General features: G+C 72.6%; 20 protein-coding genes. 2 read left to right on the top strand and 18 right to left on the bottom strand.

The window, feature by feature from the left end; genetic code table 11:
* Window positions 1–6: 6 nt before the first annotated feature.
* Complete coding sequence (mmsB, locus tag ABID77_RS05470; RefSeq protein ID WP_429591968.1) at window positions 7–903, top strand: 3-hydroxyisobutyrate dehydrogenase; 897 nt, start codon at window positions 7–9, stop codon at window positions 901–903.
* A gap of 19 nt (window positions 904–922) precedes the next feature.
* Here mmsB and ABID77_RS05465 read toward each other — a convergent pair whose 3' ends face one another.
* Window positions 923–2,083, bottom strand: a complete 1,161-nt coding sequence (locus ABID77_RS05465; protein WP_429591965.1) for a PQQ-dependent sugar dehydrogenase — start codon at window positions 2,081–2,083, stop codon at window positions 923–925.
* A gap of 94 nt (window positions 2,084–2,177) precedes the next feature.
* Between ABID77_RS05465 and ABID77_RS05460 the strand changes: the two genes are divergently transcribed.
* On the top strand, window positions 2,178–2,648 hold the full coding sequence (locus ABID77_RS05460) for a hypothetical protein (protein ID WP_429591962.1): 471 nt from the start codon (window positions 2,178–2,180) through the stop codon (window positions 2,646–2,648).
* Between the two features lie 68 nt (window positions 2,649–2,716).
* Here ABID77_RS05460 and ABID77_RS05455 read toward each other — a convergent pair whose 3' ends face one another.
* The 17 genes from ABID77_RS05455 to ABID77_RS05375 all read right to left on the bottom strand — a co-directional run bounded on the left by ABID77_RS05455 (window position 2,717) and on the right by ABID77_RS05375 (window position 23,275).
* On the bottom strand, window positions 2,717–3,193 hold the full coding sequence (locus tag ABID77_RS05455) for a hypothetical protein (protein ID WP_429591959.1): 477 nt from the start codon (window positions 3,191–3,193) through the stop codon (window positions 2,717–2,719).
* A 167-nt stretch (window positions 3,194–3,360) separates the two neighbouring features.
* On the bottom strand, window positions 3,361–3,651 hold the full coding sequence (locus ABID77_RS05450; RefSeq protein WP_429591957.1) for a helix-turn-helix domain-containing protein: 291 nt from the start codon (window positions 3,649–3,651) through the stop codon (window positions 3,361–3,363).
* A gap of 20 nt (window positions 3,652–3,671) precedes the next feature.
* Window positions 3,672–4,988 (bottom strand): type II toxin-antitoxin system HipA family toxin, encoded by a 1,317-nt coding sequence (locus ABID77_RS05445; RefSeq protein ID WP_429591955.1) that lies wholly within the window; start codon window positions 4,986–4,988, stop codon window positions 3,672–3,674.
* An 80-nt stretch (window positions 4,989–5,068) separates the two neighbouring features.
* Entirely contained in the window at window positions 5,069–9,106 is a 4,038-nt protein-coding gene (locus tag ABID77_RS05440) for a Pls/PosA family non-ribosomal peptide synthetase (protein ID WP_429593306.1), read from the bottom strand.
* Window positions 9,107–9,269: 163 nt separating this feature from the next.
* On the bottom strand, window positions 9,270–9,569 hold the full coding sequence (locus tag ABID77_RS05435; protein ID WP_429591952.1) for a protease inhibitor I42 family protein: 300 nt from the start codon (window positions 9,567–9,569) through the stop codon (window positions 9,270–9,272).
* 1 nt (window position 9,570) lies between these two features.
* A complete protein-coding gene (locus tag ABID77_RS05430; RefSeq protein WP_429591950.1) occupies window positions 9,571–11,442 on the bottom strand; it encodes a C1 family peptidase in 1,872 nt (623 codons plus the stop codon).
* A 142-nt stretch (window positions 11,443–11,584) separates the two neighbouring features.
* On the bottom strand, window positions 11,585–11,788 hold the full coding sequence (locus tag ABID77_RS05425) for a hypothetical protein (protein WP_429591947.1): 204 nt from the start codon (window positions 11,786–11,788) through the stop codon (window positions 11,585–11,587).
* Window positions 11,789–11,907: 119 nt separating this feature from the next.
* A complete protein-coding gene (locus ABID77_RS05420) occupies window positions 11,908–13,095 on the bottom strand; it encodes an MFS transporter (RefSeq protein ID WP_429591944.1) in 1,188 nt (395 codons plus the stop codon).
* 17 nt (window positions 13,096–13,112) lie between these two features.
* Entirely contained in the window at window positions 13,113–13,754 is a 642-nt protein-coding gene (locus ABID77_RS05415) for a glutathione S-transferase family protein (RefSeq protein WP_429591941.1), read from the bottom strand.
* 64 nt (window positions 13,755–13,818) lie between these two features.
* The gene (locus tag ABID77_RS05410) at window positions 13,819–14,742 is read right to left on the bottom strand and encodes an ABC transporter permease (protein WP_429591938.1); all 924 of its coding nucleotides are present in this window, start codon (window positions 14,740–14,742) and stop codon (window positions 13,819–13,821) included.
* The gene (locus ABID77_RS05405; RefSeq protein ID WP_429591935.1) at window positions 14,739–15,800 is read right to left on the bottom strand and encodes an ABC transporter permease; all 1,062 of its coding nucleotides are present in this window, start codon (window positions 15,798–15,800) and stop codon (window positions 14,739–14,741) included. Before ABID77_RS05405 ends, ABID77_RS05410 begins: the two co-directional genes overlap by 4 nt.
* 10 nt (window positions 15,801–15,810) lie before the next feature.
* The gene (locus tag ABID77_RS05400) at window positions 15,811–17,454 is read right to left on the bottom strand and encodes an ABC transporter ATP-binding protein (protein ID WP_429591932.1); all 1,644 of its coding nucleotides are present in this window, start codon (window positions 17,452–17,454) and stop codon (window positions 15,811–15,813) included.
* Between the two features lie 16 nt (window positions 17,455–17,470).
* Complete coding sequence (locus ABID77_RS05395) at window positions 17,471–18,442, bottom strand: 5'-methylthioadenosine/S-adenosylhomocysteine nucleosidase (RefSeq protein WP_429591929.1); 972 nt, start codon at window positions 18,440–18,442, stop codon at window positions 17,471–17,473.
* Complete coding sequence (locus tag ABID77_RS05390; RefSeq protein WP_429591926.1) at window positions 18,439–19,452, bottom strand: BMP family protein; 1,014 nt, start codon at window positions 19,450–19,452, stop codon at window positions 18,439–18,441. Before ABID77_RS05390 ends, ABID77_RS05395 begins: the two co-directional genes overlap by 4 nt.
* A gap of 186 nt (window positions 19,453–19,638) precedes the next feature.
* The gene (gene upp / locus ABID77_RS05385) at window positions 19,639–20,283 is read right to left on the bottom strand and encodes a uracil phosphoribosyltransferase (RefSeq protein ID WP_429591923.1); all 645 of its coding nucleotides are present in this window, start codon (window positions 20,281–20,283) and stop codon (window positions 19,639–19,641) included.
* 174 nt (window positions 20,284–20,457) lie between these two features.
* Window positions 20,458–21,795 (bottom strand): URC4/urg3 family protein, encoded by a 1,338-nt coding sequence (locus tag ABID77_RS05380; RefSeq protein WP_429591920.1) that lies wholly within the window; start codon window positions 21,793–21,795, stop codon window positions 20,458–20,460.
* A 64-nt stretch (window positions 21,796–21,859) separates the two neighbouring features.
* Complete coding sequence (locus tag ABID77_RS05375; RefSeq protein ID WP_429591917.1) at window positions 21,860–23,275, bottom strand: GTP cyclohydrolase II; 1,416 nt, start codon at window positions 23,273–23,275, stop codon at window positions 21,860–21,862.
* Window positions 23,276–23,285 lie beyond the last annotated feature (10 nt).

The following is a 23,285-nucleotide window of genomic DNA, read 5'->3' as shown; positions in this document are numbered from 1 at the left end:
AGAGACATGAAGATCGCCTTCATCGGCCTGGGCCATATGGGCGGCCCGATGGCGCTGAACCTGCACAAGGCCGGTCATGCGCTGACCGCGTTCGACCTCTCGGCCGAGGCCTGCGACCGGCTCGCGGCCGAGGGCGTGTTCATCGCCGCGACCGCCGCCGACGCGGTGGAGGGCGCCGAGGCCGTGGTCAGCATGCTGCCGGCCAGCGCGCACGTCGATGCGCTCTACTTCGGCGCCGACGGCCGGCCGGGGCTGCTCGAGGCGATCGCGCCCGGCGCGCTGGTGATCGACAGCAGCACCATCGCCGCCGCGACCTCGCGCAAGGTGGCCGCCGCCGGCGCGGCGCGCGGTCTGGCCGTGATCGACGCGCCGGTCTCCGGCGGCACCGGCGGCGCCATCGCCGGCACGCTGACCTTCATGGTCGGCGGCGCGGCGGCCGATCTGGAGCGTGCCCGGCCGCTGCTGGAGACGATGGGCGCCAACGTCTTCCACGCCGGCGAGGCCGGCGCCGGCCAGACCGCGAAGATCTGCAACAACATGCTCCTGGGCATCCTGATGATCGGCACCTCGGAGGCCATCGCGCTGGGCGTGGCCAACGGGCTCGACCCGAAGGTGCTGTCGGAGATCATGCGGCGCAGCTCGGGCGGCAACTGGGCGCTGGAGAAGTACAACCCGCTGCCGGGCGTGATGGAGACGGCGCCGGCCTCCAAGGGCTATGCCGGCGGCTTCGGCACCGACCTGATGCTTAAGGACCTGGGCCTGGCGCAGGAGAACGCCGCCGCCGTGCGCGCCGCCACGCCGTTGGGCGGCCTGGCGCGCAACCTGTACGCCGCCCACAGCCTGGCCGGGCACGGGGCGCTGGATTTCTCCAGCGTCATCAAGTCGTTCCAGAAGCCGGCCTGAGCGCGCGGGTGGACGCGGGTCAGCGCGGCACGACGCGCAGCACGCGGCCCTTCTCGGCATCGGTCAGCAGGTAGAGCGCGCCGTCGGGGGCGGCGCGCACGTCGCGCAGGCGCTCGCCGAGTTCGGTGAAGAGCGTCTCCTGCGGGCCCGGCGCGCCGTCGGCCATCGGCACGCGGCGCACGCTCTTCTCCTTCAGCGCGGCCACGAACAGGCTGCCGCGCCAGGCCGGGAACATCGGCCCGTCGTAGTGGGCCATGCCGGCCGGCGCGATCGAGGGCGTCCATTCGACCAGCGGCGGGGTGATGCCGGGGTAGGTGCGGTAGGGCGTGATGCGCGCGCCGGTGTAGTCGACGCCGTCGGTGGTGACCGGCCAGCCGTGGTTGGCGCCGGGCTCGATGCGGTTGAGCTCGTCGCCGCCCTTGGAGCCGTGCTCGTGCGCGTACAGCACGCCCCGCGCCGGCAGGCTCACCATGCCCTGCGGGTTGCGATGGCCGATGCTGTAGATCTCCGGCAGGGCGCCGGCGCGGCCGACGAAGGGGTTGTCGGCCGGCACGCCGCCGTCGCGGCCGACGCGCACGATCTTGCCGAGGTGGGTCGAGAGGCGCTGCGCGTCGGTGCGTTCCAGGTTGCCGTCGCCCATGCCGACGACCAGCGTGCCGTCGGCCAGCAGCGCCATGCGCCCGCCGAAATGCTGGGTGTGCGACTTGGCCGGCCGCGAGGTGAAGATCGCGCGCACGTCGTGCAGCCGCGCGCCGTCGAAGCGCGCCCGCGCCACGCGCAGGTGGTTGGCCGACGGCGTGCCGTGCGCGTACGACAGGTAGAGCACGCCATTGGCGGCGAAGTCCGGATCGAGCATGACGTCGAACAGGCCCGACTGGCCTTTCGACAGTACCGCCGGCACGCCCTCGACCGGCGCGGCGCGCAGGCGGAAGGCGCCGGCCGCGTCGCGCTCGACGACGCGCAGGCGGCCGGGGCGCTCGGTCACCAGCAGGCGGCCGTCGGGCAAAGCGGCGAGCGACCAGGGATGGTCGAGCCCGTCGGCGACGGTGTCGATGCGGTAGGCGACACGGGGCGTGTCGACCGCCGCACCGGCGCCCTGCGCCCCCGCGCCGGCCGATCCCAGCATGCCCGCGAGCGTCATGACGATCGCGAGGGACAGGTGGCGCGGGCGGTGGTGCATTCGATATCCTCGATGGCGATGGGGCGATGGACGGGTGCCGGAACGGACCCGGACGGGGTCCCGGTTATCACACATCCTCCGCAGGAACCTTCGCATGTCCCCACGCCCCGCCCCCCTGTCCGCGCCGTCCTGGCGGCGCATCGTCCCGGCCTTCGTCGCCGCGGTGCTGGTGGCCGCGGCCTGGGGCTCGGCCGCGCAGACGCAGGTCACCATGAACGCGCTGGTGGCGCTGGACGTGGCGATGCCGTGGGGACTGCGCCTGCGGACGACGCTGCGGGACCTGGCCGGCTTCGGCCCGATCTACGCCGGTGTCGTGACCGTCGCATGGCTGCCGGCCTTCGCCGTGGCGGGATGGCTGGCGCGGCGCGTGCCGGGATGGCGGCCGGCGCTGTTCGCGGTCGCGGCGGGCGTGGCCCTCCTCGCGGCCTTCGCCTTCGCCGACGCCGTCGCGCCGATGCCGGTGTTCATCGACGCCACGCGCGGCTGGGACGGGACGCTGGCGATGGCGCTCGGCGGCGTCCTGGGTGGCGCGCTGTATGCGCGCTGGACCCGGCGGGCGACCTGACGGATGCCTGAAGGGTCGGGACGGGTCGGGCGGCCTCATCGGATCGCCCGGACCGTCGTCGAACCAGTTCAGGACTTCTCGTACTGCCTGATCGCCAGCGCCACGACCGCCACGCCGGCGGCGACGACCAGCGCGTCCTCGATCAGCCCGCTGCGGGTCTGGCCGATGCGGGCCATCGCCCGCTTGCGGCCGGCCAGCGTCAGGTAGGCCAGGGGCACGGCGGTCGCGACCGCCACCGTGGCGCCGGCCTTCTCCTCGCCGTGCGGCGCCAGCGCGGCGCCCGCGATGCCGGCGCTCGCCACGCGCGCCAGCAGGCCGAGGAACACCGTGCGGTCCGGCGCGCTCTCCATCTTGTCGCCGAACAGCTCGCCCACGCCCATGGCCAGGGCGCCGTACTTGAAGACGGGATGGTCCAGCAGCACCAGTTCGCCCGGCGTGCGGTGGCCCGCGAGGCGCGCCGCGGCGAGGCCGGCCATGGGGGTCATGGAGCGCGCGCTGGCGACGGCGCCGATGAGGGCGGAGAAGAGGAGTCCGAGAGCTTTCATGTCGTTGTTCCTGCGGTGTGTCGAAGAGCGCCATGCTCGCGAGCGGCGAGGATCGCGGACAGGGGCCGCGCACGCGACCGCGTGTAGGAAGCGATGGCGCGGGCGCCGTCGGACGGCCCGGAGCGACGACGGCGACGTCGGCGGGAACCTCCCGCCGACGTCGCGTCTCAGTGGGACGCCGGCGCCCGCACCACGGCGAGCTTCAGCCCGACCATCCCGAAGATCCGGTTCATCGTCTGCACGGTGCCGTCGCTGCGTCCCTGCTCGATGTCCTGGATCGTCTTCGTCGAGACGCCCGCCAGGACGGCCATCTCGCGGCTGGTCAGGCGCATCCGCTTCTTGAGGTGGCGCACGCACTCCCGCAGCGTCCATTCGGGATGCGCGACGACGTCCTCGACGGCCTCGCGCCGTAGGGCGAGCTGCTCGTGGAGAGGGAGCGCGTTGTAGCGTCGGTCCATGGTGTCGGACGGATCGCGCCTCAGCGCACCGCCTCCAGCCTGCGGGCCTGATCCTCGATGCCGTGGCGCAGGTGCGTGTGGACGTCCGTTTCCATGCCCATCGCCTGGCCCCGCGTCGCGATCTCCCACAGCGCCGGCGCCATGGCGCGCAGTCCGTCGACGAGCGCTCGCCGGTCCAGGGGCGGGTGCGTTTCGCCGTTCTCGGGCATGGCATCCGCGCACACGGCGTCGAGCACGCGCGTCCAGTCCGGTCGGCCGTCGTCGTTGCCGTTCCAGCGGATGCGACGGGCGATGCCGTCGGGATGGAGGTACATGGGCGCGAAGTCGAACAGCGGGGTCAGCCCGATGCGTCCGTCGAAATCGCGCTGCAGCGCGGTGTTGCGCGCATGGTTGTCCTTGTTGCCGAGTGCCAGGTTGGCCACGTCGCGACGCAGGTACTCGAGGACCTCGGCCTGCGGGTCGGTGCAGGTGCGGACCAGCCGCCGGCAGACTTCCTGGTGACTGGGAACGGCACCGAACCCCGCCGTGCCCGTCAGGGTGGCGATGCTTTCCTGACCCAGGCGCTCGACGCCGCCGTCGACGATGCGGCGATCGAAGCGCGGGATGAACAGGGCCCGCCGCCGCAGGACGAGCGGCGCGTGCACCCGGAGGCCGAGCCGCCGGGCCAGGTCCATGTAGACGGACTCGTGGCGAAGGATCTGCGCCAGGCGTTCGTTGCGGCCACGACCGAACTTCACGATGAAGTGCGCGCGCGCCCGCTCATCGGGCAGGGTGTGATCGAGATGGAGCAGGCCGTCGTCGGCGCGCGTGAGCAGCAGCTTCGGCCATTCGCCCTGCACGCCCGAGGACCCGGCGACGAAGAGGCCATGGCCGGCCAGGTATTCGCCGAAGTCCTCCTCGCGTGCTGCCACCTCGTCATCCTCGAAGCCACGCGGTGCGTCCTGCCGTCGTGCCAGCCACTGGGCGGCTTCCTTGACGCGAAGGTTGCCGATCGGATTGCCGGCGCCGGCGAGGAGCAGGCGCCAGTCGGCGGCGTCGGCGGCCGTCTCCGGCAGGCCGAGCTGCCTGAGCAACTCCTCCCGGCCGAAGCCCTGCGGCAGCATGTCGATCAGGAAAACCGGCCAGTGCGGACTCCGGAAGTCGACCACCCCGACGGGCAACCGGCTGCAGAAGGCATGCGCGTCCCGGGCGTCAATGTGCTCGACCGCCCAGGCGGTGTCGTAGCCGGCATGCGTGGGGGTGCGCCAACCCTGGTTCGACGGACCGGCGAGGTGGACGACGCCCACGTCGCGCCAAGCGCCGTCCGCATGCAGTTCGATCGTGCAGTGATCAGTCATATCGGTGGTTTTCTATACAAAGCGTAGCCATTATGGCCTTCAAAGTGTATAGAAAAATATACCTATCGGATTTGCGGCACCTATCCCACCGCCCGCGCCGGATTCCCGCTCCAGCGCGACCCCGCCGGGATCGTCTCGCCCTTCATCACCAGCGTCAGCGCGCCGATGTGCGCGCCGTCCTCGACGGTGGCGCCGTAGAGCACGATGCTGCGCGGCCCGACGTGCACGCGCTCGCCGATGTCGACGCGGCCGATCTTCATCACGCGGTCCTCGAACAGGTGGGTCTGGGGGCAGCTCTGGGCGCCGAGTTCGCTGTGGTCGCCGATGCGCACGCAGTCGAATTCGGTGAGGTCGGTGGTGTCCATGTAGACGCCCCGGCCGATCTTCGTGCCCAGCAGGTTGAAGGCGATGGGCAGCCAGGGCGTGCCGCGCAGGTAGTGCATGAAGTTGGGCACGGCGATGCCCTCGTACAGGTTGGTCGCCGCCTCCGACAGCCAGACGAAGGGCGTCCACATCGGCACCGCCACCGGTCGGTAGCGGCCCAGGCAGAGCCACTTGAACAGCGCGACGAAGACGAAGGTGGAGACGCCGAAGATCAGCCCGTCGAGCGTGAGGTAGCCGACGACGGCGCCCCAGTTGCCCGCCGCCGCCGAGGGCATCACGGCCAGCACGATGGCGTAGCCCGCCGCGATCACCACCGCGTGCGGCGCGACGATGCGGAAGGCCTCGACCAGCCCGCGCCCCAGGCGCCGCCAGGGCGAGGGCGCGAAGGTCAGCGATTCCGGGTGCCCGGTGACGACCTCGCGCGCGGGCAGCCGCAGGGGCGGCGAGCCGACCCAGGTCTCGCCGGCGCGCACCACGCCGGGCTCGGGCACGCGGCCGAGCACGCCGATCAGCACGTTCTCCGGCAGGGTGGTGCCGTCGGGCACGTAGGCGCCGTTGCCGATGAAGCTGCGCCGCGCGACGACGGTCGGGCGCATCGTCATCCAGCCGCCGTCGATGCCCTCGTCGCCCAGCAGCACGGCGTCGGCGACGAAGGTGTCGTCGCCCAGCGTGAGCATGTCGGGCACCACGCCCATGGCGGTGGAGATCTCCGCGTTGCGGCCCACCCTGGCGCCCAGCAGGCGGTACCAGAAGGGCGCGTAGAGCGTGGCGTAGACGCCATGGAGCACCTGCAGGCTGGTCTCCTGGATCTGGTTGACCATCCACTTGCCGCAGTAGACGTTGCCGTGGACCGGGTAGCGGCCCGGCGCCAGGCGCGGCAGCACGCTCCAGCGGATGCCCGCGGCGACCAGCGCCGTCAGCACCACCATCACGGCGCCGGCCGGCAACGCGAGGACGAAGTACTTCAGCAGCCGCAGCGGCCCGGAGGTGGTCTCCAGCCACGGAAAGCGCTCGGTGTCGTCCAGGGCGTCGATCAGCATGAAGGTCGGGAACATCGGCAGGAAGAACAGCGCCGCGACCAGCAGCGCGGCGCCGGCGAAGAACACCGCCTCGCCCGCCAGGCGGCGCCGGCCGACGATCGGGCGCGGCGGCAGCGAGGCCTTGTCGAACGCACCGGTGTCGCGCGCCGGCGAGCCGGCCCAGACGCGCCCGGCCGGCACCGCCGCGCCTTCGCCCAGTGCCGACTGGCCGTCGAGGTGGCCCCCGTCGCCCACGCGGGTGCCGCCCTCGAGCACGGCGTAGGAGCCGACGTGCGCCTCGGCGCCGATGTCGATCGCGCCGATGCGCAGTTCGCCGTGCTGCACGCGCGCGTTCTCGAAGGCGACGGCGTTGCCGATGCTCGCGCCGTCGCCGATGGCGAGCAGGTCCGGCGCGCGCAGCTTGATCGTGCCGACGACGACGTCGCGCCCGATGCGCGCGCCCAGGGCGCGCAGCCACCACACCTGCAGCGACGAGCCACCGAGGAAGTAGGTCGGCGCCGCCTCCACCAGCCGGTCGGCCAGCCACCAGCGGAAGTACACGAGGCCCCAGAGCGGATAGCGCCCGGCCTTCAGCCGCCCGGCGATCAGCCACTTGCCGGCGATGGCGATGACGAACTCGAGCACCGTCGCCAGCAGGAAGACCCCCACCGACATCGCCACCGCGTAGGGGATCGAATCGCCCGGGCCGCCGGTGTGGAAGTGGTAGGTGAAGAAGGGCGCCAGCCACTGCGCCATGCGGATCGACACCAGCGCCGGGATGGCCGCCGCCTGCGCCAGGCCGCAGCGCCAGCGGCGCCACGCGGCCGGCGGCGTCCAGTCGGGCACGCGCGCGGCGGCCGACGGCTCGCCGGTCGTCATGGCCGCCGCGAGGGCCGAGGCGATGGCGCCGACCGTGCGGTGCTGGTAGATGTCGCGCACCGACACCCGCGCGAAGCGCGGATCGGCGCGCAGGGCCGACGCCAGCCGCGCCGCCAGCAGCGAGTGGCCGCCGAGCGCGTCGAAGAAGTCGGCCTCGCGCCGGATCGCCGCGCCGGGGAAGAGGGCGGCCAGGGCCGGGAACAGCGCGGCCTCGGCGGGCGTCTCCGGCGCGTCGGAGTCGCCCGCCGCGCCGGTGTCCGCGCCCAGCGGCAGGGCCTTGAGCGCCTTGCGGTCGATCTTGCCGGAGGCGAGGCGCGGCATGCGTTCCAGCGCCTCGAAGCGGTCGGGGACCATGTAGGGCGGCAGGCGCCCGGCGAGCGCGATGCGCAGCGCGGCCGGTGTCGCGGCGGCGCCGGCACCGCCGTCGGATTCGGCGACCAGGAAGGCGATCAGCCGGTCGATGCCGTCGACCTCGCGCAGCACCACCGCCGCCGTGCCGATGCCCGGCTGCCGCGTCAGCACCGCCTCGATCTCGCCGAGCTCGACGCGGAAGCCACGGACCTTCACCTGATCGTCGGTGCGGCCGAGGCAGGCCACGCGCCCGGTGTCGTCGATGCGCGCCAGGTCGCCGGTGCGATAGAGCCGCGCCTCGAGCGGGTCCGCGGCCCAGGGGTTGGGCAGGAATTTCTCGCGCGTCAGGTCGTCGCGGCCGAGGTAGCCCACCGCCACGCCGGGGCCGGTGATGCACAGCTCGCCGACCTCGCCGCGCGGCAGCACCCGCAGGCCGTGCTCGACCTCGGGCGCGATCACCAGCAGCGCGTAGTTGGGTAGCGGCACGCCGATGGTCACGGGCTCGCCCGCGCGCAGCTCGGCCATGCTGGCCGACACCGTCGCCTCGGTCGGCCCGTAGCTGTTGAAGACCCGCCGGCCCGGCGTCGCCCAGCGCGCCACCAGCGCGGCCGGGCAGGCCTCGCCGCCCAGGTTGATCAGGCGCAGCCCGGGCACGTCGCGGTCGAACAGCGCCAGCAGGGTCGGCACCGCGTGCAGCACGCCGATGCGCTGCTCGATCAGCGCCCTGGGCAATGCCTCGGGGTCGGTCGCGACGGCCCGGGGCGCGATCCACAGTGTCGCGCCGACCAGGTAGCTCAGCCAGATCTCCTCGAACGACATGTCGAAGGCCAGCGAGAAGCCCTGGTAGACGCGGTCGTCCTCGCGCACGCCCAGCACGGCGTTCTCGCTGCGCAGGAAGTGGCAGATGCCGCGCTGCGCGACTGCGATGCCCTTGGGCTTGCCGGTCGAGCCGGAGGTGTAGACGACATAGGCGACGTCGTCGGGCGACGTGCCCTGGCGCCGATGCCGTGTCTCGGATGCCGGTGGGTCGGCGAGCAGCGCCTCGGCCGTCCAGACGGGGCGGCCGAGCGCGGCGAGCCCGGGCGCGAAGGCGTCGCAGCTCACGAGGCCCGCCGCGTCGGCGTCGTCCAGGCAGACGGCGATGCGCTCGACGGGCGTGTCGGCGTCGAAGGGCAGCCAGGCCGCGCCGGTCTTGGCGATGGCCAGCTGCATCGTCAGCAGGTCGATGCCGCGCGGCAGCCAGAGCCCGACGATGCGACCGGGCCCGGCGCCGGCCGCGATCAGGCGCGAGGCGGCGCGGTCGGCGTCGTCGTCCAGTTCACGGTAGCTCAGGGTCCGGTCGCCGGCTTCGAGCGCCGGCTTGTCGCCGAGGCGCCGAGCGGTGGCCTCGAACAGGTCGGGCAGGGTCTCGTGGCGGAGCAGGTCGGGTCGGTACGGGCCTCGGAGGACGTCGACGGCATCGGCGGCGGCGGCCGGAACGGCGATGGGGACGGGGGCGACGGGAAGGTCGAGGGGCGGGGAAGCGGGAATCAGGCGAGCCTCGGCGATGACGGATGTAAGACGCGGCGACGCGAGGGTCGGTCACCGGTTACGGATTGTCAGGGAATCGCATCGCCGACTCGCCGCCCCGTGCCCTTTTCCCCTCGGGTCAGCGCACGTCCACCCGCACCTCCTGCACCGCCCGCACCGCGTCCTCCCACGGCCGCTTCAGCTCGAAGCGCAGCCGGTGCGTGCCCGGCGCGTCGCACACCAGCTCGAAGCGTTGCCGCACCGGGCCGCCGATGCCCGCGCCGGTCGGTACGTTGTCCCGCCGCGTCAGCGTGCAGCCCACCGGCAGCGTTCCGGTCGTCCACACCAGGGCGGCGCCGGGCAACGCTTCGAGCTCGATCGTCGCCGGCGCGCCGACGGTGGCCGCGACGTCGATCGCAGGGCGCTCGTCGACGGGCATCTCAGGCCCAGCCGTTGCTCGGCGCCGTCTGCCAGCGGTGGTAGAGCGCCAGATCGGTGCCACGGACCAGGAGCTCGAAGCGGCCGTCCTTGTTGTTGACGATCGCCGCGTCGCCGACGATGCCGCCGCCCAGCGAGTTCCAGCCGCTCCAGTTGCCGTTGGGGGCGACCTGCCAGATGTGCCAGCAGGCGCCGTCGCCGCCGCGTGCGAAGATCTCCAGCCGGCCGTCGGCGTTGCGCCCCGGTACCGGCGTGCTGGTGATGCCGCCGCCCAGCGAAGCCCAGCCGCCCCAGAAGCTGTTGGGCGCGGTCTGCCAGATGTGCCACAAGGCGTTGTCGGTGCCGCGTCCGAAGGCTTCCAGCCGGCCGTCGGCGTTGACGGCCACCGTCGGGTCGGTCGTCAGCACGCCGCCGAGCGACGCCCAGGGCGCCCAGCCGCCGCTCGGCACGGCCTGCCAGACGTGCAGCAGCGCGCCGTTGTTGGCGCGCATGAACACTTCCATGCGGCCGTCCTTGTTGTTGGCCACCACCGGGTTGCCGGTCATGCCGATGCCCATCGAGGCCCAGCCGCTCCAGCCGTTGTTGGGCGCGGTCTGCCAGATGTGCCACAGGATCCCGTCGTTGCCGCGCGCGAAGACCTCCAGGCGCCCGTCCGCGTTGCGCCCCACGCAGGGGTCGCTGGTGATGACGCCGCCCATCGAGGCCCAGCCGCTCCAGCCGTTGTTGATCTTGGTCTGCCACATGTGCCACAGCGCGCCGTCGGCGCCGCGCGCGAAGATCTCCAGCCGGCCGTCGGCGTTGGCCACGAGCGCGGGCGTGCTGGTGATGACGCCGCCGAGCGAAGCCCAGCCGCTCCAGCCGTTGTTGGGCGCAGTCTGCCAGATGTGCCACACCGCGTTGTCGGTGCCGCGCGCGACGATCTCGATGCGGCCGTCGGCGTTGCGCGCGGCCACGGGCTCGGTCGTGAGCTTGCCGCCCAGGCCCTGCCAGCCCGCGCTCGGCAGCGCGACGCCCGTGGCGCCGTACATCGGATAGAAGCGGCCGTCGTACAGGAAGTCGGCGTACGCGATCCTGCCGAAGCCGCCCGTGCCCCAGCTCGTGTCCCAGGAGTTCTTCACGATCCAGCACTGCTCGCTTTCCGAATAGCCGACCACCAGCACGCAGTGGCCGCCCTCGACGACGCCGGTGACGTGGTGGTAGACGCCGGTCTTGTAGCTGAAGAAGTCGGTGAAGACGGTGAAGCAGCCCGTGACGGGACCGACGTTGGTGAGGTGGTTCTTGACCGCCGCCGCATCGGCCAGGGCGACGCGGCGGGCGATCTTCGTGATGCGCCCGGGGCGGTCGGGGGCCACGCGGCAGGTCGGCGGCGGCGTCCAGATGTTGTTGTTGGCGAACGCCGATGCATAGGGGAAGCCGGCGTCGTCGCAGACGCCGCGCGCGATCACCTGATCCAGGCATTGATCGGGCCACCAGCCACCGCAGTTGGCGCCGTGCGACGAGCAGAAGTGGGAGTCGGCTTCGGACAGGTCGACCCAGTTGCCGGTCTGGATGTGCGCCATGGCCTCGATCAACGCGACGCTGCCGAAGGACACGCACGAGCCGCAGCCGCCCTGCTGCTTGACGGCCGTGATGTGGTTGCCGCCGTTGCGGTTGCGCCAGTCGACCTCGGGAGCGAACGACGGCGCGGCCGTGGCGGACGCAACCCGGGGTGCGGTGGCGAGGGCCGTCGCGTCGGGGCTGGGGACGGCACCCAGCAACTGCGCCCGGGTGGCGGGGTCGAGCAGCGAGACCGTGGTCTCGGCGGCCCGCCATCGGGCGCCGTTGCTGCTGAGCGTCTGGGTGAGCGCGCTGATCGTCAGGGGGGTGGTGGCCATGTCTCGTCCTTCTTGCGTCGACCGGTTCCCGGACCTCCCGGGATCCTCATGCGCGGTGGAGACTAGGCCTTGCTTCCGCGTCCGGCATCCCCTGGCTTGGGGACGATCGCCGCCTCACGGGGCGATCGGCGAAAGGACGTACTTACTTCTTGGCGGGGCCGTGCTTCGCGGTCTTCTCCGCCTTGTCGAAGTCCTCCTCCTTGGGCGCGCCGTCCGAGCCCGGCTCGCGCATGTGCTCGCCGCTGCCGTGCGCGATGCGCTCCTGCTTGGCGTGGATGTTGGCGTAGAGGCCGGGCTTCTTCTTGGCGGCGGTCTTCTTCGCGGCGGTCTTCTTGGCGGCGGTCATGCGATGGCTCCGGTCGGACTGTGAGGGAAGCCCACCGTAGGCCGCGCCGGGACGCGTCCCGTGTCGGCGCCGTCGCGCCTCGTCGTAGGAGGGCACGGTCGCACGCTGCGGGCGGCGCGTCAGGGCGGTGTCGGCCGGGGACTCAGCGCGTAGAGCGCCACGCCGGCGCCCACCACCGCCGTCGCGCATCCGAAGATCCCCGCATAGGTCGACGCCGCGCTCCAGCCGAAGCGCTGGCTGGCGTCGGCGATCTGTCCGAAGGTCCACGAGGTCGCGGCCGAGCCCAGGAACACGAAGGTGTTGAGCACGCCCAGCCCGCGCCCGCGCAGGGCCGGCGCCACCAGGCCGCGCCCGTGCGCCATCACCAGCGGATGCACCATGCCGATGGTCGCGAGGCCGGTCAGCAGCGCCACGCCCGGCCACAGGCCCGACGCCGGCCACGCGGCCAGCGCCACGCCGCAGGCGAGCGGCAGCAGCGACCATGCGAGCACCGCCGTGCGCAACGACAGGCGCCGCACCACCAGCGGCAGCAGCAGGGCGGCGCCGAAGCCGCCCAGGCTCACGACCGCCAGCGCCAGCCCACGCGCGTCGGTGCCCAGCGCGAAGACGTCGGCCAGGTACGGCCCGCCCCAGGCGTTGCGGAAGGTGGTGCCGGCGGCCATCGCCAGGCACAGCGGGATCAGCGTCCACATCGCCGGGATGCGCAGCAGGCGCAGGCTGCCGGCCAGCAGCGCGACCGGGCGCTCGGCGCGCGCGTCGGCGTGGCCGGCGTCGCGCACGTGGCGCCAGATGCTCGCGCAGGCGACGAGCATGCACGCGGCGGCCACCGCCAGCGCCGCGCGCCAGCCGAAGCGGTGCGCGGCCCAGCCCAGCGGCGCCGTCGCGCACAGGGCGCCGAGCATCGACAGCGCGTTGGCGCGGCCGACCACCGTGGCGTAGCGCGACGCGGGCAACTGCTCCGACGCGAAGTGCATCAGCCCCATGAAGACCGGCGCGCAGGCCAGGCCCAGGCCGGCCTGCGCCACCATCGCCGTCGCGCCACCGGGCGCCACGACGAACAGCGCCGACGCCGCCACGCCCAGCGCCGTCAGCGCGCGCGTCGGCCGGCCGACGCCCCAGCGGTCGAAGGCGATGCCCACCGGGATCTGCGCCGCCGCGAAGGCCAGGAAGAAGCACGACGACAGCGCGCCGAACCCCGCCGGCGACAGCCCCAGGTCGCGCTGCAACTCCGGCGCGATGACGGCCAGGCAGGTGCGGAAGAACTGGCTGAGGGCGAAGGCGAAGGTGAGGGCGCGGATGCCGCGCATCGGATCGCGATCGGTGTTCAGACCTTCGGCACCGCCATGCCGCGCTGCACCGCCGGGCGCGCGCCGACCTCGGCGAGCCAGCGCCGGAAGTTCGGCTTGGTGGCGAGGGAGTCGGCCAGCACGTCCTTCAGGAAGGTGGTGGCCGCGACGCTCCAGCCGTAGCAGGCGATGTCGGCGATGGTGTAGTCGGCGCCCGCGAGGTAGGGGTGCCGCGCGAGCTGGCGGTCCATCACGCCCAGCAGGCGGTCGGCCTCCTCGGTGAAGCGGTCGATGGCCAGTGGCGACTTCTCCTTGGAGCGCACGGCGAAGAAGCCGAGCTGGCCGAGCATCGGTCCCAGGCCGCCCATCTGCCAGTTGAGCCATTCGAGCGCCTTCCAGCGCGCCGCGCCCGAGGGCGCGAGGAAGCGGCCCTGGCCGTGCGTGTCGGCCAGGTAGGTGAGGATGGCGCCGCTCTCGAAGATCGACAGCGCGCCGCCCTCGGCCGCGTCGTCGACGATGGCGGGGATCTTGTTGTTGGGGGAGACCGCGAGGAACTCGGGCGAGAACTGCTCGTCCTTGCCGATATTGATGGGCCGGACCTCGTAGGGCAGGCCGAGCTCCTCCAGCAGGATGGAGATCTTGCGGCCGTTGGGCGTGGTCCAGGTGTAGAGCGTGATCATGGGAGGTGCCTTGGAATGGAGCGAGAGAAAAATCCGGCGCCCATTCGACCACGCCCGCCGCGTCTCAGCGTTCGCCTTGGCGATAGGGCTTCATCAGCGCCTGCGGATGGCTCGCCTTGCGCGCCACCAGCACCAGGGCGACGATCGACAGCGCGTAGGGCAGCATCAGGTAGAGCTGGTAGGGCAGCGCGGCTTCGCCCGACTGCTGCAGGCGCAATTGCAGGGCGTCGAAGAAGGCGAACAGCAGGGCGCCCAGCAGCGCCTTGCCCGGCCGCCACGAGGCGAACACCACCAGCGCGACGCAGATCCAGCCGCGGCCGTTGACCATGTTGAAGAAGAAGGCGTTGAAGGCCGACAGCGTGAGGAAGGCGCCGGCCACGCCCATCAGCGCCGACCCCGCGACGATGGCCGCCGTGCGCGTGGCCGCGACCGACACGCCCTGGCTCTCGGCCGCGTGCGGGTTCTCGCCGACCATGCGCACGGCCAGCCCGGCGGGCGTGCGCGCGAGCATCCAGGCCACCAGCGGCACAAGCGCCAGCGCCAGCAGCGTCAGGGCCGTCTGCGCGCCGAGCACGGGGATCGGCAGCCAGCCCATCGGCGCGAACGGCGTCACGGTCGGCGGCGTGGCGACCTTCGGGAAGCTGACGCGATAGCCGTAGTGGCTCAACGCCGTCGCCAGCAGCGTGATGCCCAGGCCCGAGACGTGCTGCGACAGCGCCAGCCCGACGGTCAGGAAGGCGTGCAGCAGCCCGAACGCAGCGCCCGTGAGCGCCGCCACCGCGACCCCGCCCCACAGCGGCAGGCCCAGGTACACCGCCAGCCAGCCGGAGAACGCGCCCGCGACCATGATCCCCTCGATGCCCAGGTTGAGCACGCCCGCGCGTTCGCACAGCAGCACGCCCAGCGTGCCCAGGATCAGCGGCGTGGCGATGCGCAGGGTGGCGATCCAGAACGGCGCGCCGGCGAGCAGGTCGATGATCTCGCTCATCGCAGCCGCACCCGGAACTGCGTCAGCAGCGTGGCCACCAGCACCGCGATCAGCGAGGTGGCGACGATCACGTCGGCGATGTAGGTCGGCACGCCCACGGCGCGGCTCATGGTGTCGGCGCCCACCAGCACGCCGGCGACGAACACCGCCGCCGCCACCACGCCCAGCGGATGCAGTCCGGCCAGCATGGCGATGACGATGCCCGCGTAGCCGTAGCCCGGCGACATGTCGAGCGTGACGTAGCCGGTGCGGCCCGCGACCTCGATGGCGCCGGCCAGCCCGGCCAGCGCGCCGGAGAGGAGCGCCACCGTCACCACCGTGCGCGTCACCGGCACGCCGACGAATCCGGCGGCCCGCGCGCTGGCGCCGACGGCGCGCAGGTCGAAGCCCGCCACCGTGTGCCGCATCAGCGCCCACACCGCCACGGCCAGCGCCAGGGCCATCGGCAGGCCGGTGTGCACGCGCGTCTGCGGCACCAGCCTGGCCAGTTCCAGCGCGCCCTGGAGCGCCACGCTCTGCGGCCAGCCCATCGCCGAGGGGTCCTTCATCGGTCCGTCGAGCAGCGCCGACACGCCCAGCAGCACGATGAAGTTCAGCAGCAGGGTCGTCACCACCTCGTCGACGCCGAGGTGACGCTTGAGCAGCGCCGGGCCGAGCAGCAGCGATGCGCCGGCCACGGCGGCGGCGGCCAGCGCCAGCGGAAAGAGCAGCCACGGCGTCAGCGCGACGCCCTCGCCGCCGTGCAGGCCGCCCACCGCCACGGCGGCCAGCGCGCCGGCGTAGAGCTGGCCCTCGGCGCCGATGTTGAACAGCCGCGCGCGGAAGGCGACCGCCGCCGCGAGGCCGGTGAGGATCAGCGGCGTCGCGCGCGTGAGCGTCTCGCTCCAGGCGAACACCGAGCCGAAGCCGCCCTGCAGCAGCAAGGCGTAGGTGCGTCCGACCGGCGCGCCGGCCCACAGCACCAGCAGCGCGCTGACCGCCAGCGTGAAGGCGATCGCACCCAGCGGCGCGAGCACCAGCGCGGCGCGGGAGGTGGTGGGGCGGCGTTCCAGTCTCATCGCGATGGGTTCACGCACCCGCCATGGCCAGGCCGATGGCCTGGCGCGTCCAGTGCGCGGCCGGGTGCGCCACGCCCAGCTCGCCGCCGTGCATCACCGCCACGCGGTCGCCCAGCGCCAGCACCTCGTCGAGGTCGTCGGAGATCACCAGCACGGCCGCGCCGGCGTCGCGCGCGGCCACCAGCTGCGTGTGGACGTACGCGACGGCGCCGACGTCCAGTCCCCAGGTCGGCTGGTGGGCGACGATCAGGCGCGGTGGGGTGTCGTTCCACGTGCCCTCGGACGGGCCGGGCGCGGTCAGCGCGCGGCCGAGGATCAGCTTCTGCATGTTGCCGCCGGACAGCGAGCGCGCCGGCGCGTCGAGCCCGGCGCCGCGCACGTCGTAGGCGGCCTCGATGCGCCGGGCGTGCGCGCGCGCCGCGTCGCGCCGCACCCAGCGCAGGCCCGGCAGCAGCCGGCGCGAGAACGCGTCGCCGCGCAGATGTTCCGACACCGCGTTCTCCCACACCGGCAGGTCGCCGATCACGCCGACGGCGTGGCGGTCCTCCGGCACCCGCGCCACGCCCAGCGCCACCACCTCGGCGGGCGAAGGCGGCAGGGGCCGGCCCAGCAGCCGCACCGTGCCGGCGGTGGCGCGCCGCAGGCCGCACAGCAGCTCGGCCAGCGCGACCTGCCCGTTGCCCGAGACCCCGGCGATGGCGACGATCTCGCCCGCGCGCAGGGTCAGCGACGCTTCCTCCAGGCGGTCGTCGCCGGCGCCGTCGGTGTCGACGCGGTCGAGCACGCAGACCGCCTCGCCGAGGCCCAGCCGCGCCCGGTGCCGCGTCGTCGTCGCCATCGCGCGGCCGACCATCCACTGCGCCAGCTCGGCCTGCGTGGTGTCGGCCGCGCGCGCCTGGGCCACCAGCCGGCCGCCGCGCAGCACGGCCACGCGGTGCGACACGCGCAGCACCTCCGGCAGCTTGTGGCTGATGAAGATGATCGACAGGCCCCGCGCCACCATCCGACCCAGGGTGGCGAACAGCGCCTCGGCCTGCTGCGGCGTGAGCACGGCGGTCGGCTCGTCGAGGATCAGGATGCGCGCGCCGCGGTAGAGCGCCTTCAGGATCTCCACGCGCTGGCGCTCGCCCACCGACAGGTCGCCCACGCGGGCGTCGGGGGCGACCGGCAGGCCGAAGCGGTCCGCCACCTCGCGCAGCCGCGCGCGCGCCTCGGCGCGGCGCGAGAACGGGCGCCACAGCGGCTCGGTGCCCATCAGCACGTTGTCCAGTACGCTCAGGTTGTCGGCCAGGGCGAAATGCTGGTGCACCATGCCGATGCCCGCGGCCAGCGCGGCCTTCGGGTGCCCCGGCGGCAGGCGCCGGCCGAAGACCTCGACGTGCCCGGCGTCGGCCGTGTAGTGGCCGAACAGGATCGACATCAGGGTCGACTTGCCCGCGCCGTTCTCTCCCAGCAGCGCCAGCACCTCGCCGGCGTGCAGGGTCAGCGAGATGGCGTCGTTGGCGACCAGGCGGCCGAAGCGCTTGGTGATGCCCTCGAGCCGTAGCACGGGGGGCGTCCCCGGGGCCGGCACGCCGACGAAGTCGCCGGGCGCCGGGGCCGTCCCGGAAGCCGGCGAGGCCGGGTCGGACGGTGCGCGTGCCGAGGCCGTCATCCGGGCGTCTCCGTCGTCAGCGCCATGCGGCCAGGAAGGCCAGCAGCACCCGCGCCGAGTTGTCGGCCGCGAGGTTCAGGAAGGCGTGCATCTCGTTCTCGCCCGCGCCGCCGCCGGCGAGGTCGCTGAGCGAGCGGAAGGCGATGAAGGGCACGCCGTTGCTCCAGGCCACCTGGCCGACGGCCGAGGTCTCCATGTCGAGCACGCGGGCGCCGAAGGTGGCGAAGGCGTACTCGCGGAACGCCGCGTTGTCGACGAAGGCCGCGCCCGAGACGCCGTTGCCGCCCACCACCAGCGTCGGCCGCATGCCCAGGCAGCGCGCGGCGGCGTCGCAGCGGGTCAGCTCGACGTCGGCCGCCAGTCCGCGCGCGACGGCCAGCATGGCGGGGTCGACCTCGAACCAGAACTTGTGTTCCGCCCCGCGCGCCGAGCGCACGCCCACCGCGCGCGGATGGATCATCCCGAAGGCGGCGAAGCCCGCGTCCTTGCCGGTGCGCGAGGGAGTGAAGCGGCCGGGCGCGGTCTCGCGCGCGAACAGCGATTCGAGGTAGGAGCCCCATTGCGCCGGCACCGCCACGTCGCCGATGTGCAGCGACGGATCGACCCCGCCGGCGATGCCGCTGAAGACCAGGTGCGTGACCGTGAAGCGGTCGAGCGCGCGCTGGGCGTTCATGGCCGCGTTGGTCATGCTGATGCCCGAGAGGAACAGCACCACCGGCTTGCCCTTGAGCACGCCGGTCGTGAACTCGACGCCGTGGACGCGGTGCGCGACGGGGTCGGCCAGCCGGCCGCGCAGCAGGGCGAGCTCGGGTTCGAAGGCCGAGACGACGGCGATGCGCGGCACGCGGTCGAGGCGTTCGCCGGCGTCGGCGGCCGTCGACGATGCCGGCGCGGCGGCGGCGGTGGCGGCGGTCGTCGCCGACGGCATGCCGGCGCAGCCCGCGAGCAGGCCGGCCAGTACGGCGGCGAGCGCGAACGCGCTCCTCATTTCGCCGTCGACTTCGGCTGCGTGTCGTCGACCTTCACGACGAAGGTGCCGGCCAGGATCTCGGCCTGCTTCGCCTGCACGCGGGCCACGGTCTCGGCCGGCACCTTCTTCGCGAAGGTGCCCAGCGGCGCCAGCTCGGAGCCCTTGTGTTTCATGGTCGAGTAGACGCCGTAGTCCTCGGCCGCGAACTTCCCTTCCTTGACCAGGCGGATCGCGCGGTCGGCCGAGGGCTCGAAGTTCCACAGCGCCGAGGCGACCACCGTGTCGGGGTACTGGGCCTGGGTGTCGATCACGTTGCCGATGGCGAGCTTGCCCTTTTCCTTGGCCGCGTCGCTGACGCCGAAGCGCTCGGCATACATCACGTCGGCGCCCTTGTCGATCATGGCGAAGGCCGCCTCCTTGGCCTTGGGCGGATCGAACCAGCTGTTGATGAAGCTGACGCTGAACTCGACCTTCGGATTGGTCTCCTTCGCGCCGGCCATGAAGGCGTTCATCAGCCGGTTGACCTCGGGGATCGGGAAGCCGCCGACCATGCCGATGCGGTTCGTCTTCGTCATGCCGCCGGCCACCATGCCCGAGAGGTAGGCCGGCTCCTGGATGTAGTTGTCGAAGACGCTGAAGTTGGGCGCCTGGGGCTTCTGCGACGAGCCCATCAGGAAGGCCACCTTTGGGAAGTCCTTGGCCACCCGGCGCGCCGCCGACTCGACCCCGAACACCTCGCCCAGGATCAGCTGGTTGCCCGCCGTCGCGTACTCGCGCATCACGCGCTCGTAGTCGGCGTTGGCCACGTTCTCCGTCGCCTTGTAGTCGATCTCCCCGCGCGCCTGCGCCGCCAGCAGCGCCTTGTGGATGCGCCCGACCCACTGCTGCTCGAACGGCACCGTGTACACGGCCGCCACCTTCGGCTTCGCCCCCGGCGCCGACTGCGCCAGCACGAGCCCCGGCAGGCCCAGCGCCAGCCCCGCCACCACGGCGGCCCCACGAACGATCCACTCACGGCGTACGGTCAAGATCTTCTCCTCGTCGATTGAAAAACGTTTCTCGTCCAATCCGCTGTCACCTGCTCCGGCCGTCGCCCCGCAGGGGCGGCAGGCCCTCACGCGGACACCGCGGAACCGGCTTCGCCGGGCCGCCGGTGTCGCCCCCGGTAGGGGGTTGGCGCTGCCACACGAAGTGGGCAAGCCTGGGGGCGAGCCCTATTTGGTTCCGAAGATACGGTCGCCGGCATCGCCGAGCCCCGGCAGGATGTAGCCGTGGCTGTTCAGCTCGCGGTCGATGGCGGCGGTGTAGATCGGCACGTCCGGATGCGCCTCCTGCAGGTTCTTCACGCCCTCCGGGCAGGCCAGCAGGCAGACGAACTTGATCGACTTCGGGCTCATCTCCTTCAGGCGTTCGACCGCCGCGATGGCCGAGTTGCCCGTCGCCAACATCGGATCGACCACCACGATGTCGCGGTCCTGCATGTCGCCGGGCATCTTGAAGTAGTACTCGACGGCGGTCAGCGTCTTGGGGTCGCGGTAGAGGCCGATGTGGCCCACGCGCGCCCCGGGCACCACGCTCAGCATGCCTTCGAGGATGCCGTTGCCCGCGCGCAGGATCGACACCAGCACCAGCTTCTTGCCGTCGATGACCTTGGCGGTCATGGTCTCCAACGGCGTCTCGACCTCGATGTCCTGCATCGGCATGTCGCGCGTGACCTCGTAGGCCATCAGCATGCTCAGCTCGTTGAGCAGCCGCCGGAAGCTGTTGGTCGACGCCTCCTTGCGCCGCATGAGCGTCAGCTTGTGCTGGACGAGGGGATGGTCGATGACGTGGACGTTGCTGCTTGTGGGTTGACTCATGGAGAACGATGGCCCGAAGGCGTTGAAGACGATGAACGAAGATACGAAGCTGCGCCAAGACGGGTCATGCCCAAATCCCGCGAACACCGCGGAACCGGCTCCGCCGGTCCGCCGGTGTTGCCCCCGGCAGGGGGTTGGCGCAGCGACACGAAGTGCGCGAAGACTGGGGGCGAGCTAGAACACCGTGCCGTCGCTTTCGATGATCAGGGGCGGTGCACCGGCTCGCAAGCGCTGTGCCAGCACGCGGCCGGCGGCCCAGGTGCCGCCCTCGAGCACGCAGGCCAGCGGCATCTCCTCGGCGCTCGCGCCCAGCAGGCCGCGCACGCGCGGCGCCACCTCGTCGAGCAGCGCCACGGTCAGCGCCCGCCACTCGACGACGAACTCGTCGCCGACCTGCCAGGTGCCTTCGAGGAAGGCTTCGTCGCGCGGCACGATCACGCCGGTGTCGATGAACAGGCCGCCGTTGCGGTACTCGGGCAGGCCGGTCAGCCGGTCGAGCCCGCGCACCTTCACGCCGGCCCATTCGAAGGGTTCCAGCAGCGAGTAGGTCAGCCATTGCGACAGCTTGTGGAACGGCATCCAGCCATCGGTCAGCCCGGGTCCGCGCACCGCGCCGTGGGGCCAGCAGTCGCCCAGGGCCAGCGCCGGGTCGCCCGAGCCGGTCAGGACGTCGCCGTCGATGGCGTTGCCCGACGGCCAGATGCGCGAGAGCGAATCCAGCAGCAGCTGCAGGATCTCCTCGGCCGAGATTTCGGCCGTCGGCGGCGCGGCCGGGCCGAAGGCGCTGACGAGGGCGTCGAACAGGCCGCCGGGACGCGGCGGGCCGTCGTGGCCGAAGACCTCCGGCTGCTGGGCCAGCGCCTCGCCGAGCCGGCGCAGCAGCGTCGTGCGCCCGGCCAGGCCGACCAGCGGATTGGCTTCGCCGACCTGGAAGGCCTCGGCCAGCCGGTCGCCCACCAGCCCACGCAGGCCGGCGGCGTCGGCCTGCAGCGGCCGCTCCGGATCGGAGGAGAACAAGCCGGCCGTGAAGGCGTGGAAGCTGGCCACGCCCAGGCCCTCGGAGCGCGTGAAGCGCTGGCCGCTGGCGGATTCGACGTAGTGCCAGTCGGGTCCGGCGCCGGCGTCGAGCAGCACGCTCACCAGCGCCAGGTCGATCTGCGCGCGGGCGCGTTCGCGCACCGTGACGCGCTCGCCCAGCAGGGCGTCGAGCTGCGCGCGCCGGTCGATGCCACCGGCCTCGAAGTGACGCCAGCGGCTGTGGAACGGGATGCGGCCCGACGGATAGCGCTCGCGCGCCGCGTCGGCCACGGCCTGCGCGGCGGTGTCGAGCGCGGCGTCGGCGCCGATCGCGAACCAGGTCGACTCGCCCCGGCGCGCGCGCGCGAGCAGGGCGGCGGCGCGCTCGCGCACGGCGCCGGCGGTGCGCAGGTAGCCGACGGCGGGGCCGGGCTGGGCGTAGTCGGGGGCGATGTCCTGGTCGATGCGCGCGGCGGCTTGTTCGGTGGGGCTCATGCGGATGTCTCTTCGGTATGCAATGCGGTGCGGATTCGGGGGAGGCGGGTCGTCGCGACCTTCTTCACTTGTCGAGGCCCCGGCCCTTGGCCTTCTTCAGTTCCTCGGCGTCGGGCACCGGGCCGGGCGTGAAGTAGCCGGCGGCCATCTTGGCGTCCATCTCGACGCGCGCGTCGGCCGGGATCAGCTCGTCGGGGATGTTCACGCGCTCGCCGATCTCGATGCCCGAGCCGGTGATGGCGTCGAACTTCATGTTGCTCATCGACACCAGGCGGTGGATCTTCCGGATGCCCAGCCAGTGGAAGACGTCGGGCATCAGCTCCTGGAAGCGCATGTCCTGCACGCCGGCCACGCACTCGGTGCGGGCGAAGTACTGGTCGGCGGTGTCGCCGCCGACCTGGCGCTTGCGGGCGTTGTAGACCAGGAACTTGGTGACCTCGCCGAGCGCGCGGCCCTCCTTGCGCGAGTAGGCGATGAGGCCGACGCCGCCGCGCTGGGCGCCGCGGATGCATTCCTCGATGGCGTGCGTGAGGTAGGGGCGACAGGTGCAGATGTCGGAGCCGAAGACGTCCGAGCCGTTGCACTCGTCGTGGATGCGCGCGGTCAGCTCGACCTCCGGGTTGGCCAGATCGCGCGGGTTGCCGAAGATGTAGATGGTCTGGCCGCCGATGGGCGGCAGGAACACCTCCAGGTCGGAGCGCGTGACCAGTTCCGGGTACATGCCGCCGGTCTCCTCGAACAGCGTGCGGCGCAGATCGGTCTCGGAGCAGCCGAAGCGCCGCGCCACCTCGGGGAGGTACCACACCGGCTCGATGGCGGCCTTGGTCACCAGCGCGGCGCCGCCGGCGGTGAGGAACTTGCCGTCGGCCTGCAGGCGGCCGCTCTGCAGCGCCTCGATCACCTCCGGCAGGATCACGTGCGCCTTGGTGATGGCGATGGTCGGGCGGATGTCGTAGCCGGCCGCGAGTTCGGTGGAGAAGACGTCGGCCACCAGCGCGCCCCACGGATCGAGCGAGACGATGCGGCCCGGTTCGGTCCACTGCGGGTAGGGGCCGATGGCGTCGGTCGGCGAGGTGTTGGTGAGGTCGGCCTTGTGCTCGCGCTTGAGCGCCCCGGCGGCGACGGCCAGTGCGCGGTAGACGCTGTAGGAGCCGCTGTGCGTGCCGATCACGTTGCGGTGCGCGCGCTTGGTGGTGGTGCCGACGAGCGGGCCGCGCTCGGCCGGCGTGGCCGCGCCCCAATGGATCGGCAGGGCGCCGAAGCCGCTGGAATGCGAGGTCAGCCGGATGTGGCGCGGCGCGTTCGCCAGCGGCGCGTTGTAGAACGGGGAGATCGACGCGCCGGCCTCGACCGGGATCGCCATGGCCGGCGGGATCGTGGCGGTGGCGTGGCCCGAGGCGTCGAAGTGGGGGGAAGGGGAAGCCGGGATCGGCAGCGGAACGGTGGGAGAGGAAGAATCGGAGACGGTGTCGACGGACATTGCAGACCCT

Origin of the sequence: Variovorax sp. PvP013, assembly GCF_050435945.1 — a bacterium.
Lineage (GTDB): Bacteria > Pseudomonadota > Gammaproteobacteria > Burkholderiales > Burkholderiaceae_C > Variovorax.
Note: the sequence above shows the minus strand (reverse complement) of the source record. Positions and strands in the feature narration are given on the sequence as shown.